General features: G+C 62.5%; 15 protein-coding genes. 7 read left to right on the top strand and 8 right to left on the bottom strand.

Going from position 1 to position 12,631, the window contains the following annotated elements:
- Nucleotides 1-61: 61 nt before the first annotated feature.
- Nucleotides 62-1,174, top strand: a complete 1,113-nt coding sequence (gene leuB, locus NLN62_RS17015; RefSeq protein WP_027523494.1) for a 3-isopropylmalate dehydrogenase — start codon at nt 62-64, stop codon at nt 1,172-1,174.
- A gap of 131 nt (nt 1,175-1,305) precedes the next feature.
- Nucleotides 1,306-1,950, top strand: coding sequence for a CatB-related O-acetyltransferase (locus NLN62_RS17010; protein ID WP_254109520.1), 645 nt, complete (start codon nt 1,306-1,308; stop codon nt 1,948-1,950).
- Between the two features lie 78 nt (nt 1,951-2,028).
- Here NLN62_RS17010 and NLN62_RS17005 read toward each other — a convergent pair whose 3' ends face one another.
- Together NLN62_RS17005 and NLN62_RS17000 are read right to left on the bottom strand one after the other, a co-directional pair.
- Nucleotides 2,029-2,415 carry a hypothetical protein gene (locus NLN62_RS17005; protein ID WP_027523496.1) on the bottom strand — a complete coding sequence of 129 codons (387 nt, stop codon included), beginning with the start codon at nt 2,413-2,415 and terminating at the stop codon, nt 2,029-2,031.
- A gap of 156 nt (nt 2,416-2,571) precedes the next feature.
- Nucleotides 2,572-3,369 carry a hypothetical protein gene (locus NLN62_RS17000; RefSeq protein WP_254109518.1) on the bottom strand — a complete coding sequence of 266 codons (798 nt, stop codon included), beginning with the start codon at nt 3,367-3,369 and terminating at the stop codon, nt 2,572-2,574.
- Between the two features lie 114 nt (nt 3,370-3,483).
- On the opposite strand from NLN62_RS17000, the gene NLN62_RS16995 reads away from it, so the two are divergent.
- Nucleotides 3,484-4,518 (top strand): aspartate-semialdehyde dehydrogenase, encoded by a 1,035-nt coding sequence (locus NLN62_RS16995; RefSeq protein WP_254109516.1) that lies wholly within the window; start codon nt 3,484-3,486, stop codon nt 4,516-4,518.
- 131 nt (nt 4,519-4,649) lie between these two features.
- Here the strand turns inward: NLN62_RS16995 and NLN62_RS16990 are convergent, their stop codons facing one another.
- Nucleotides 4,650-5,294 carry a carbonic anhydrase gene (locus tag NLN62_RS16990; protein ID WP_027523499.1) on the bottom strand — a complete coding sequence of 215 codons (645 nt, stop codon included), beginning with the start codon at nt 5,292-5,294 and terminating at the stop codon, nt 4,650-4,652.
- Between the two features lie 111 nt (nt 5,295-5,405).
- Here NLN62_RS16990 and NLN62_RS16985 point away from each other — a divergent pair, with 111 nt between their 5' ends.
- Entirely contained in the window at nt 5,406-6,287 is an 882-nt protein-coding gene (locus NLN62_RS16985) for a CoA ester lyase (RefSeq protein WP_254109514.1), read from the top strand.
- Nucleotides 6,288-6,394: 107 nt separating this feature from the next.
- Here NLN62_RS16985 and NLN62_RS16980 read toward each other — a convergent pair whose 3' ends face one another.
- A complete protein-coding gene (locus NLN62_RS16980; RefSeq protein WP_254109513.1) occupies nt 6,395-6,793 on the bottom strand; it encodes a RidA family protein in 399 nt (132 codons plus the stop codon).
- Nucleotides 6,794-7,524: 731 nt separating this feature from the next.
- Entirely contained in the window at nt 7,525-8,025 is a 501-nt protein-coding gene (locus NLN62_RS16975) for a DUF1269 domain-containing protein (protein ID WP_027523503.1), read from the bottom strand.
- Nucleotides 8,026-8,369: 344 nt separating this feature from the next.
- Between NLN62_RS16975 and NLN62_RS16970 the strand changes: the two genes are divergently transcribed.
- The 3 genes from NLN62_RS16970 (at nt 8,370) to NLN62_RS16960 (ending at nt 10,219) form a co-directional block, all read left to right on the top strand.
- Entirely contained in the window at nt 8,370-8,645 is a 276-nt protein-coding gene (locus tag NLN62_RS16970) for a SemiSWEET family sugar transporter (RefSeq protein ID WP_051389775.1), read from the top strand.
- 223 nt (nt 8,646-8,868) lie between these two features.
- Nucleotides 8,869-9,087 carry a hypothetical protein gene (locus NLN62_RS16965; protein WP_156944356.1) on the top strand — a complete coding sequence of 73 codons (219 nt, stop codon included), beginning with the start codon at nt 8,869-8,871 and terminating at the stop codon, nt 9,085-9,087.
- A gap of 316 nt (nt 9,088-9,403) precedes the next feature.
- Nucleotides 9,404-10,219, top strand: coding sequence for a BA14K family protein (locus NLN62_RS16960; protein WP_254109511.1), 816 nt, complete (start codon nt 9,404-9,406; stop codon nt 10,217-10,219).
- Between the two features lie 38 nt (nt 10,220-10,257).
- On the opposite strand, the gene NLN62_RS16955 is transcribed toward NLN62_RS16960, so the two are convergent.
- From NLN62_RS16955 to leuD, 3 genes are all read right to left on the bottom strand, one after another.
- The gene (locus tag NLN62_RS16955) at nt 10,258-10,677 is read right to left on the bottom strand and encodes a hypothetical protein (RefSeq protein ID WP_027523505.1); all 420 of its coding nucleotides are present in this window, start codon (nt 10,675-10,677) and stop codon (nt 10,258-10,260) included.
- A 222-nt stretch (nt 10,678-10,899) separates the two neighbouring features.
- Nucleotides 10,900-11,685, bottom strand: coding sequence for a hypothetical protein (locus tag NLN62_RS16950; protein ID WP_254109509.1), 786 nt, complete (start codon nt 11,683-11,685; stop codon nt 10,900-10,902).
- Between the two features lie 159 nt (nt 11,686-11,844).
- The gene (leuD, locus tag NLN62_RS16945; protein WP_027523507.1) at nt 11,845-12,450 is read right to left on the bottom strand and encodes a 3-isopropylmalate dehydratase small subunit; all 606 of its coding nucleotides are present in this window, start codon (nt 12,448-12,450) and stop codon (nt 11,845-11,847) included.
- Nucleotides 12,451-12,631 lie beyond the last annotated feature (181 nt).

Here is a 12,631-nt window from a genome sequence, read left to right as displayed (position 1 = left end):
TTGCCAAGCGCGCAACGCCGCTCTAGCACTCCGGCCGAATTCGATCTCAGAGGAACCGACCATGGCGACCCATAAACTGCTGCTGCTCCCCGGTGACGGCATTGGCCCCGAAGTAATGGGCGAGGTGAAGCGGCTGATCGACTGGATCAATTCGGCCGGGATCGCCAAGTTCGAGACCGACACCGGCCTCGTCGGCGGTTCGGCCTATGACGCCCACAAGGTGTCGATCTCCGAGGGCGACATGGCCAAGGCCAAGGACGCCGACGCCGTGATCTTCGGCGCGGTCGGTGGTCCGAAGTGGGATGCGGTGCCCTACGAGGTGCGCCCGGAAGCCGGCCTGCTCCGGCTGCGCAAGGATCTCGCCTTGTTCGCCAACCTCCGTCCCGCCGTGTGTTATCCGGCGCTGGCCGACGCCTCGAGCCTGAAGCGTGAGGCGATCGAGGGCCTCGACATCGTGATCGTGCGCGAGCTCACCGGCGGCGTCTATTTCGGCGAGCCCAAGACCATCACCGATCTCGGCAACGGCCAGAAGCGCGCCATCGACACCCAGGTCTACGACACCTACGAAATCGAGCGCATCGCCCGCGTCGCGTTTGATCTCGCCAAGAAGCGTCGCAACAAGGTGACGTCGATGGAAAAGCGCAACGTCATGAAGTCGGGCGTGCTCTGGAACGAGGTCGTCACGCAGGTCCACAAGCGCGAATATCCCGACGTCACGCTCGAGCATCAGCTCGCCGATTCCGGCGGCATGATGCTGGTGAAATGGCCGAAGCAGTTCGACGTCATCGTCACCGACAATCTGTTCGGCGACATGCTGTCCGACATCGCGGCGATGCTGACCGGCTCGCTCGGCATGCTGCCCTCGGCTTCGCTCGGTGAAGTCGATGTGAAGAGCAAGAAGCGCAAGGCTCTGTATGAGCCGGTGCACGGCTCGGCGCCCGACATCGCCGGCAAGGGTCTCGCCAACCCGATCGCGATGATTTCGTCCTTCGGCATGGCGCTGCGCTACTCCTTCGACATGGGCGCGCTCGCCGACAAGGTCGATGCTGCGATCGCCGCCGTGCTGGCGAGCGGCCTGCGCACCGCCGACATCAAGTCGGAAGGCACGACCGCCGCCTCGACCACGCAGATGGGCGAAGCGATCTTGAAGGAACTGCAGAAGCTGCACGCGTAACGGCAAGCACCGCAATCGCAGGGTGGGTTAGCGCAGCGTAACCCACCTCTTTTTGTTTCCGCGGAGGCAAACACTGGTGGGTTACGCCTTCGGCTAACCCACCCTTCGTCGTCTGCTAGTGGAGCCACCTGATGGATGCGTCGCATCGACCCAAGATCGCGGAAACCGTCATCCATGAAGCGGTGCGCCTGCGCGAGGCGCAGATCGGGCGCCGTTGCGAAATCCTCTGCAACACGCGCATCGAGTTTTCCTCGCTCGGCGACTACTCCTATCTCGGGGAGAACTGCGAGGTCGCCGACGCCGTGATCGGGAAGTTCACGGCAATCGCCAATTCGGTGCGGATCGGCGCGCCGAACCATCCGATGGGCCGTCCGTCCCAACATCGCTTCACCTATTGCCCGGAATATTACGAGGCGACAGCGAGCCGTGACCGCGACTTTTTTGCAAACCGCCGCAGCGACCGGGTGATCGTTGGCAATGATTGCTGGATCGGGCACGCCGTTATCCTGCTGCCGGGCGTGACGGTCGGCGACGGCGCGGTGATCGCCGCAGGCGCGGTCGTCAGCCGCAGCGTACCGCCCTACACGATCGTCGGCGGCGTTCCCGCGCGCCCCATCCGCAAGCGCTTTACCGATTCTGTCGCGGAAAGCCTGCGCCGTATCGCATGGTGGGATTGGCCGGACGAGATCATCTTCGAACGCTTGAGCGATTTCCGTTCCGAGGCGATCGAACAATTTTGCAAGCGTTACGACCCGGCTTTTGCTCCCAGCGGGTAGAGCGGGAGGTCATCACAAAACAAAAATGGCCGGGACATGCCCGGCCATCACGGCGTCGCTAAGTTTAGATCCGTCCGCTCAATACAGCGGCGGGAGCGGGAAGGCCGTCGGGAAGCCGCCGAGATCGGACGGCGTGCTCAGCGGCTGGCGATCGATCGGACGGTTGTTGTTCTCGCGCGCGAAGGTCGGGTACCCGTACGGCGACGGGAACGCATAGTCCATGAACTTGCGGTCGCCCGGATTGACCTCGGTGCCGCCATCGAGCCAGGAGCGCTTGCTGACATAGATGCGGGTGTGCGGACCCTGCTGATAGACCACGTTGGGACCGCTCGGGCCGTAATAGCCGCGATCGTCATAGGTGCGCTTGGTCTTGGCGTCAGCCGAGGTGGTCAGGCCTATGGCGGCAACAGCGCCCGCCGCAAGCCACAGCGCCAGTTTGTTCGCGGCGGAAAATTTCGAGCTCATCACGTCCCCTTCAAGCGGCAGGCCGCCAATCGATTTCATCTCATACTAGCGCGCCGGGGGTGGCTGCAACTAGGTCAATTGGGTCACACCGCGCCGGAATAATTCCGCCTGCGGCCAAAAGTTGCATGAAAACCAGCCACTTGAGCTTGATGCGCGTCAAAGCGCGCCGCGTAGCTGCGCATTCCCGGCGCCCATCAGCCAGTCCGCGGAGGCGGGCGGGCCGCAAGGGCGACGCTTCAGCTCGGCATGGGCGAACAATTCGGCCAGCTTCGGCTCGTTGCCGGAGGTCAGCAGCGTCAGCCGGTTCAGCGTGCAGGCGATCGCGGCGCGACGGGCCGGCAGCGTGTCGCCTTTGAAGGTGTCGCCTTGGCACGACCAGCCGGAGATCTGAAGCGAGGGCTCCTCGATCCGCTTGACGTAGCCGAGACAGCCGGAGGCCTGCCCGCTCGGACCATACAGCGCCACGGGCCCGAACTTGCTGTCGATGACGCCGGCTTCCTCGAGTCGCGTCGCCGCACCGAGGCCCATCCGGGCCGCCATGTCTGCCGGCAGGCGCGCCGCCGGGACGAATTCGCCGCCGGGGCGGTAGATTTCGAGCTCGGCGACCGGCACCGGCGTGTCGCCGACCCAGCGCATGACGTCCTTGCGGCCGCCCTCCGGATGCCGAAGTATGATGTAAGCGTCTGTTTTGTCGCTGGAATCGAGCCGGCTGACGGCAAAGGCAGGATGCGAGCGGTCGGCCACGTTCCAGCCTGGCCGTATCGCCGGCTCGTCATCCCGCAGACCTGGCAACTGGCCGAGTACGGCGAGGCCGAGGATGGCAAGCAGCGCCAGCGTCCCCACATACGCGAACAGGCCCGCCATTGTGCGGACGATCTCATCGGCAAAGCCTAGGAGTGCCAGATGGATCCTGGTTCTGGGAAATGCGGCCGAGAAGGCCTGGTACGGCGGCATCAATGCCTTCTGGCACGGCCAAACGTTGTCTTGCGGGCGGTTCTCGCATAGAAGCGCTGCTCTTCCTGGTTAAGCGCGCCGCTTGGGGAAGGCTTTTTCATCGGAGAGTGAACGATGGGTTACAAAGTCGCAGTCGTCGGAGCGACCGGCAATGTCGGACGGGAAATGCTCAACATCCTTGATGAGCGCAAATTCCCCGCGGACGAGGTCGTGGCGCTGGCATCACGCCGCAGCGTCGGCGTCGAGGTCTCCTATGGCGATCGGACCTTGAAGGTCAAAGCGCTCGAGCACTACGACTTCTCCGACATCGACATCTGCCTGATGTCGGCGGGCGGCTCGGTCTCGAAGGAATGGTCGCCGAAGATCGGTGCCGCCGGCGCGGTCGTGATCGACAATTCCTCGGCCTGGCGTATGGACCCGGACGTGCCGCTGATCGTGCCGGAGGTGAATGCCGACGCGACCAAGGGTTTTGCGAAGAAGAACATCATCGCCAACCCGAACTGCTCGACCGCGCAGCTCGTGGTCGCGCTGAAGCCGCTGCACGACAAGGCGACCATCAAGCGCGTCGTGGTCTCGACCTATCAATCTGTGTCGGGTGCCGGCAAGGACGCAATGGACGAATTGTTCTCGCAGACCAAGGCCGTCTACACCAACGACGAGCTGATCGCGAAGAAATTCCCCAAGCGCATCGCCTTCAACGTCATCCCCCACATCGACGTCTTCATGGAGGACGGCTACACCAAGGAAGAGTGGAAGATGATGGCGGAGACCAAGAAGATCCTTGATCCCAAGATCAAGCTCTCCGCGACCTGCGTGCGCGTGCCGGTCTTCGTCGGTCATTCGGAAGCCGTCAACGTCGAGTTCGAGAACCCGCTCGCGGCGGATGAGGCGCGCGAGATCCTGCGCAAGGCGCCAGGCTGTCTCGTCATCGACAAGCAGGAGCCCGGCGGCTACGCCACGCCCTACGAAGCGGCCGGCGAGGACGCGACCTATATCAGCCGCATCCGCGAGGACGCCACGGTCGAGAACGGTCTCGCCTTCTGGTGCGTGTCGGACAATCTTCGCAAGGGCGCAGCGCTCAACGCGATCCAGATCGCCGAGGTCCTGATCAACCGCAAGTTGATCACGGCGAAGCAGAAGGCGGCGTAAGACCGATCGAGATCTCGTAGGGTGGGCAAAGGCGCAACGCGCCGTGCCCACCACTTTTCTCGATGTCATCAGAAGTGGTGGGCACGCTTCGCTTTGCCCGCCCTACAAAAATTCTCGTCGCGTTGACGAACCTACCCCGCGTCCCTGACGCTGCGAAATTCCTTCGCGACCTTGTCGAGTACGAACAGCGATCCCTCCGCGACGCCGAAATAGGCGCCGTGCGTCTGCATCTGGCCGGCGTCGACCGCCTTGCGCACGAACGGGAAGGTCATGAGGTTTTCGAGGCTGCGGAACACCGCGGCCTTCTCGATGCGCTCGACGAATTGCGCCATCGTCTCGCGGTCACGTTGCTCGACCACCTCGCCGGGCTTGATGAACATCTGCATCCATTTGCCGATGAAATCGCCGGGGGTCAGTGGCTCGATCTTGTCGACGAAGGCGCGGATGCCGCCGCATTGCGCGTGCCCGAGCACCACGATGTGCTTCACCTTCAGCACCGTCACGGCATATTCCAGCGCCGCCGAGACGCCGTGCGCATTCTGGTCGGGCTGATACGTCGGCACCAGATTGGCGATGTTGCGCATCACGAACAGCTCGCCCGGACCGACGTCGAAGATCACCTCCGGCGAGACGCGGGAATCGCAGCAGCCGATCACCATCACTTCGGGTGACTGGCCCTTCACCGACAATTCGCGATAGCGCGTCTGCTCGGTTGGCAGCCGCTGCGTCGCGAAGGCCTTGTAGCCGTCCAGCAAGTGCTGAGGGAACGTGATCATGGCCTATGCCTAATCATATACCGCAGGGGCGAACAAGCCTTTCGAATAGGCAGGCCAGGTGCTATCGGCTCGGGCTAGAAGACATTCGAGGAACCCGGAAGGAACGCCAGCATGACCCGTCCGCGCCGCAGCCATCTGTTCATGCCCGGCTCCAACCCCCGCGCGCTGGAAAAGGCCCGCAACCTGCCGGCCGACGGCCTGATCCTGGACCTTGAGGATTCTGTCGCCCCCGACGCCAAGGCGGTGGCGCGGGACCAGATCGCGGCCGCGATCGCCGCGAAAGGCTTTGGCAGGCGCGAGATTCTGATCCGGACCAACGGGCTCGATACGCCCTGGTGGGCCGACGACGTCGCGATGGCTGCCAAGGCGTCGCCCGACGGCATCCTGGTTCCAAAAGTCTCGAGCGTCGAGGATCTCGATACGATCGGCCGCCGCCTCGCCGAACTTGGTGCCGCGCCGACGGTGAAGGTCTGGGCCATGATCGAGACCGCGCGTGCAGTCCTGCATGCAGAAGAGCTCTCGGCCGCTTCGCGTGATCCCAACACGCGCCTCGTCGGCTTCGTGTTCGGACCCAACGACATTTCGCGGGAGACGCGGATCAGGATGCTGGAGGGCCGCGCCGCAATGATCCCGATGATCACCCATTGCATCCTGGCGACGCGCGCTCACGGCCTCGAAATCCTCGACGGGCCCTATAGCGACATCAACAACTCGAGCGGCTTTGCGACGGAATGCGCGCAGGGTCGCGATCTCGGCTTCGATGGCAAGACCCTGATCCATCCCTCGCAGATCGAGGCCTGCAACGTCATCTTCACCCCGCCCGAGGAGGACGTCGCGCGCGCCCGCAAAATCATCGCGGCGTTCGAATTGCCGGAGAACGTCTCGCGCGGGGCGATCCGGCTCGACGGCCAGATGGTCGAACGCCTGCACGCCGACATGGCACGCCGCACGATCGAGATCGCAGATGCGATCGCCGCGATGAGCAAGGGGTAGGGCGTACGCTTGAAGGCGACGTTCGTCTTTCTGACGCCGGGTGCAAATCTTCTGTTCGCGAAGAGTATTCGCAGAAGGCGGTCCCCGCGCCGTTCGGCGCGCAGGGATCATCGCTCTCGCGTCACCGCCGTAAGGTTCATCGTAAGCAAGACGCCTGGCTTGGGGAGTTCCTGGACAGAAAAAACTGTGCGCGCAGGTCTGTGGTCGCCCATCATCTCGACATAGGCAGCATTCATCGCCTCGAAGTCGGACATGTGCTGCAGGAAGACATTGATGTGAGTAACGTGGCTGAGGTCGGAGCCGACGGCATCGAGCATCACTTCGAATGATTTGAAGATTTGCCGAGTCTGGGCACCTATGTCTCCCACTGCCAAATGTCCTGTCGCTGGATCAACTCCAGCGGTCCCACCAATCCATATATGTTCGCCGACTTTGGCGATGTGATTATAGGGCCCGATCGGTTTCGGCGTGTTCGGCGGTGTGAGTGTTTCTACGCGGGATTTCATCGTCTGCCTCATTTCGTATCTCAGATACCAACTCGCCGGCGGGTCTGAAAGCCGCCCCAACTCGGATTTCTGAGGGGGCAGCCATAGCGGCGCCGCTCGATTGAGATCGCGGATGCGATCGTGGCGATGAGCAAGGGTTGAGGCTGTACCCAAAAAAAGATGCTCGGCCGCCTGACGCCTGCGGCCGGGCAAAGCGGTGGCTATCACCTGTTCGGAATGCGCTCAGGGAGTGTTTGCGGTCGCTGCGTTCCCGGCCGACTTGGCCCTGGTCGACTTGGCCCCGGCCGACCTGGCCTCGGTGGGCGCGCTGCCGGCGGGCGAACTGTCGGTGGGCGTGCCACCGGGCGCTGATGTGGCCGTCGCCACCCATGCCAGCCTGCCGGACCGCCCCAGCCCATGCCGCGCCGCCAATTGAAGCCGCATCGGTACCAGCCGCCGCCACGCCATCCGCCGTTGTACCAACAGTAACGGTGGCCTCTCCAGGTGAACTGGACTGTGTCCGCAAGGCGAAGCTGATCGGCAACCTCGCGCGCGCCCAGTGGTGCGATGAGGCTCGCCTGCGAAGGACCGCCGGTCGTCATGACCGCTGCCGAAGCGGCCGCAAGAGCGAGTACCCATAAAGTCGATTTTCGCATGATTTGCTCCTCGCTCGTGACAGCGCAGGACACGCGCCGGCTGAATGGCCACAGCCGTGTGCTGCAATGTCGGAGTCATAACGCCAGGCAGTCTAGCTAGGCAGCCTTGGACTGAGTTGCGGCTGCGAGGGCATCGCGCAGGTGCTGTTCCTTCTTTTCATCGAGCGAGGTCTTGAGAACCGTTCCTCCCACATCCTTGATCTCGTTGAGAACCTTGTCTGCGGTCATGCTCTGGATCAGCAGGAACAGAACGGCATCTCCCGATTTCACCTTCGCGGCGAGATCCTTCATGAACTGATCTCTGATCCCGAAGTCGGTCAGCGCGCCGCCCAATGCGCCTGCGCCGGCACCGAGAGCCACGCCGATGAGAGGATTCAGGAACACCAATCCAAACAGCAGTCCCCAGAAGCTGCCGCTCGCGGCGCCCGCCATCGTCGTGTTCACGAGCTGATTGAGTTTGACGGAGTCCCCTGTCTTGACCGCGATCACGGCATCATTGATCGCGATCAGGTACTCCTTCTGGAGCTTGAGAATTTTCTGCCGAACTTCCTCTGCTTTGGCTTCGGATGGGTACACGATCGCAACAAGGTCTGACATTGAACACTCCCGTCCTGACTTGAAGTGCTGCCCCTGGTCCGCTTGATACGCGCGGTCACGTTTAACACAGACCGAAAAGTCTCTTGTCGGCTGATCGGTTCCATGTGTTCACAAGTCGGAGATGGTTTTGATCGCCCGCGCAATTGAGTAAGCGGGATTGTCTTACGTGCCGTCGAATAAGGGCGTGCCACAAACCTTGCCTGCCCGCGCACCATCAAGATCCGCATTGGCGCCGCCTGCAGCGGCACGATGCGCGTTTCGTCCCAGACTGCCACACTCTCGCGACTGCCCGATGGCAGTGAGGGACAGAGCCGGTTTTTGCTCGGGCGTTGAGAGGAGAGGTGATGGATCTCAATCAGATCATCGGCTTCGCGGCGGGATTCGGGACGACCTTCGCCGCTCTGCCCGACCTCATTGCCATGCTGAAGCGGCGCTCCAGCGTCGGCATGAACCCTAGAATGGCGGCCATCACGGGTACTTTCCAAATTCTCTGGGTGATCTATGGCGTATCGATCGGCTCGAGGAACATCGTCATCTGGAATGTGATCGCAGTCTTGACCAATTATCTCACCGTCGGGGCCTACACGTACTTTCGTCGCCAAGAAGCGCGATCGGGATGATGTGGCGCAAGCCCATTTCACTTCGACGGAACCCTGCAGCGGGTGGACATTCCGCGGCTGTCAGAAATCTCCAGGCACCCGGCGAACTAGCCGCGACTGCGAACGGCTGCCGAATAGGGATTTTGAAGCCTTGCTCTCGCGCGCTTAGCAACCACTGAACGAGCAGCACGTTCTGGCAATCTCAAAGGAGAAGATTGGGGCAAACCTCATAGGAGGAATTGATATGTCGCGTTCAAAGCTGGCGCTGATCTCCGCGATGATGGTTCTCTCGATGGGCTTCGTTCTTTGTTCTCAAGACTCTGCCAATGCGGCCACGTTCTGTGCGCAGTTAAGAGGGGCGAAAGCCGCAGGACAACCTGACTGCTCATTTTCGACGCTGGATACTTGCCGCGCGCGTGTAAAGCACAGGGGCGGCGGGCATTGCTATAAACTGACCCAGTAGACTGCTCGTCAGTGCGGCGCGCCGCGGCGGTGCCGCTGACGAGGTTGCGGCCGCATTGCGCACAGACACGGTGCGAGGGCGCGCGGCCGAGCTGCCCTTCGCTGATTGAGGCGGCCGCAGGAACCGCCGGGGAACGTCATCGCGCGATTACTGCTGCATAGCTCTAGCCATAATTATGGTCACCTCAACGTACATTCTCAGCAGGGCGAGGATCACAGTCGGTGCTGACAAAATGAAAGCGATGCGACTTTCCTGAATTCCCAGCCGGCGCAGGTCATCATTGACCAACGCGTCAAGTTGAAGAGGCGCCATTGGCATGCGCTATCCGATTGAGACTGCACCAAAGAATGGGCACACCATCGTGCTCGAGGATGAAGCGAGCGGAAGCTTTGAGGTTGCCCGGTGGTCGACCGAGACCGATGAATGGATCGGCGAATATGGCGAAGCGAGCCAGCTGACGCCATCGCATTGGTACCCGTGTTACAGTTTTTACAAGCCCTCGCCGTCCGGTATACCCCTCGCGCGGCCCGCCACCGCGATCGGCTCAGCGCTTGCAGAGACTGTTCGGATTGTGGCACTGCACGAGCGACGAGGAACTGCACGTTGGTGGATTGCCGCAATGGTCATCGCAGGTGCGATTGGCGGCGTCTATTTGCAGCGGACAATGCTGAATCCCCGAGGGCTCTCCGCCCCCACTGCGCTCGAGGGGGACGTCGCGAAGGTGCGAAGTAGAACCGAGACGACGGGACTGGTGCGTTCACGCGAAAGCAGCGGGGCGAGCGAGGTAGCGCAACGACCCAGGCAGTCAATCGAGAACGAGACAGCGGAATTGCGGCAGTCTCTCCAGCAGGAGCACGATCGGGCCGAGTCGCTGGCGACTGAATTGGCACAAGTGCGCCAGGCCATGGAAGAGAAGAAGGCGATTGCAGTCGAAGATTCGCCAGCCGTTAAGCAGTCTGCTGGCGTTGCGCCAGAGCAAGGTGAACAAGAGAACAGAGTAACCGAAACAGGCCGACAACGGCGCCGGGCTGTGAGCCAGAGTGCCGGCCCCAACTGCCAGCAGTATCGAACCTATAATCCATCCTCCGGGACCTACAGGGGCTATGACGGACAGGTCCATACCTGCCAATAGTTGCCGCCTTCGACCTGGCGAATGCTCCCGCCGCGCGTCTAGTGCGGCGCGCTGCCCGTGCGATCCAGCGTCTCCAGCGTTGAGGCGTTCGGGCAATAACCCCCGTAGTTCTCGGCGGCGGTGCCGTCGGCGAGATCGCGGTGGCAGTGCGCCTTTTCGTTGCACAGCGCGCAGAGGCGCTCCATGTCGCGCAGCAGAAGCGGCTGCGCGCGGCCGAGCTGCTCCTCGCTGATGCCGAGCTGCGCCAGCATCTTCGGCAGTTCGTCTGCGGCATGATGGCCGTGACGGACCAGCTCTTCGAGATCATCCGGCGACAGCCGCAGATCGCTCGCGATCCGGTTGAAATCGGAACGATCGAGCTGCCGCATCTCGTTCAGCTCGCGGCGATGCTTCAGCCAGCCGGCAAAGGAATCGATGAGATCCTGAACCACGGGATAGGGTCTGCTCTGGGTGCTCATCTCGACGCTCCATTCGGCGGTATTGAAGGGAGTAGAGCAGACATGCAGGAAATTGCGTTGCGCTGGATCAAATAGGAACGACGAGGCCGCTGATCTCGTGCCCCGGACGCAGCGCAGTGCGCAAGCGGTGCGCTGCTGAGCCGGGGCCCATGCAGGTAGGTGGGTCCCGGTTCTGCGGAGCGGCACTATGTGCCGCACCGCGTCCGGGACACGAAAGCAAAGCTAGATGAACCGCTCCGCCGCCCAGGCATACAGGCTGCCGGGAATCGGCTTCTGGCCGCCGCGTCCCTTGGGCGAGATGTGCAGGCCGATGATCTCGGGGTTGGCGACGAGGCCGAGATAGTTCGACGGCGCGAAGAACAGCTTTGGCTCGGCGTGCACGGCGTAGAACGATTGCTTCGGCAACGCGCAGCTCAGTTCGCCGAAGCGGCGCGCGAGCGCGGTCAGTGCGGCGGGCCCATAGATCGCGACGCGAATATCCGAAAGCCGGTTCGAACCGCCGCGCAGGCGACGCAGTGCAAACGTCAGGCGATGGCGCAGCGACAGCCAGTCAGGCGTCAGCTCCTCCTGCTCCATCAGCGCCTCGAATGCGCGGACGATGCCGTGCTCCGCCGGCAGATACAGCACGGAGTTACCGAGCTGGCGCGGCCGCTCCCAGGCGAAATAGGGTTTTGCGGGATCGATCTCGACCGGTTTCAGGAGCAGCACATCGGCGTCGAGCCACAGGCCCGCGCGTTGCGCCATCAGCTTCATGCGGAAGAAGTCGCTGAACTGAAGCGTGGTCCAGTCGCGCCAGCTTCCGTCCGGCTGCGGCGGCCGCAGCCTTTCCGAGAACGCGTGCGGCAGGATCGCTTCGGCCTCGGCATTGCCGACACCCGCGGGCAGGCCGGGAATGGTGTCGAAGCTGTAGACCGTGACCTTGTGCCCGGCCGCGAGCTGCGAGCGCAGACAGGTCTGGCGCAGCGCGTCCATCGGGCCATCCCAGAAGGTGACGACATCAGGCAACATGCGCGGAAGCTATAAATGACAAACGCAAGAGGGCAAAGCACAAGAGGGCAAAGAAAAAGCCCCGGCGCGCATCGCACCGGGGCTCGAAACGGAACTAGAGCATGATCCGGAAAAGTGTGAAGCGGTTTTCCGAATAGATCATGCTCAAACAATAAAATCTCAGGCCCAGGCGCGTTCGCGCTTGAGCTTCTCCTCGTAGGTGTCGATCGAGGCCTTCTTCTCCATCGTGAGGCCGATGTCGTCGAGGCCGTTGATCAGGCAGTGCTTGCGGAACGGATCGATCTCGAACTTGACCTTGCCGCCGTCGGGGCCGCGGATTTCCTGGTTGGGCAGGTCGATGGTGAGCGTGGCATTGGCGCCGCGCTCGGCGTCGTCGAACAGCTTGTCGAGGTCCTCCTGGCTGACGCGGATCGGCAGAATGCCGTTCTTGAAGCAGTTGTTGTAGAAGATGTCGCCGAACGAGGTCGAGATCACGCAGCGGATGCCGAAGTCGAGCAGCGCCCAGGGCGCGTGCTCGCGGCTCGAGCCGCAGCCGAAATTGTCGCCCGCAACGATCACCTTGGCGTTGCGGTAGGCCGGCTGGTTGAGCACGAAGTCCGGATTCTCGCTGCCGTCGTCCTTGTAGCGTTGCTCGGAGAAAAGCCCCTTGCCGAGGCCGGTGCGCTTGATGGTCTTCAGGTACTGCTTCGGAATGATCATGTCGGTGTCGACATTGATGATCTTCAGCGGCGCCGCGACGCCTTCCAGCGTAGTGAACTTGTCCATGGTTGCGCTTCCCGGTCAGGTCAGGGGAACGGCTATTTATCGCGATCGGGGCCCAAATCCTAGGCCAAATTCAGCAGATAAGGGCTGCGCTGGCGCGGCATCGGGATTTCACCTCTCCGGCTTGCGGGAGAGGTCGCGCCGAAGGCGCGGGTGAGGGCTCTCTCCTCTTGGGGGGCTGTCC

Origin of the sequence: Bradyrhizobium sp. CCGUVB23 (genome assembly GCF_024199885.1) — a bacterium.
Lineage (GTDB): Bacteria > Pseudomonadota > Alphaproteobacteria > Rhizobiales > Xanthobacteraceae > Bradyrhizobium.
This window is presented reverse-complemented; position numbering and strand designations above follow the sequence as displayed.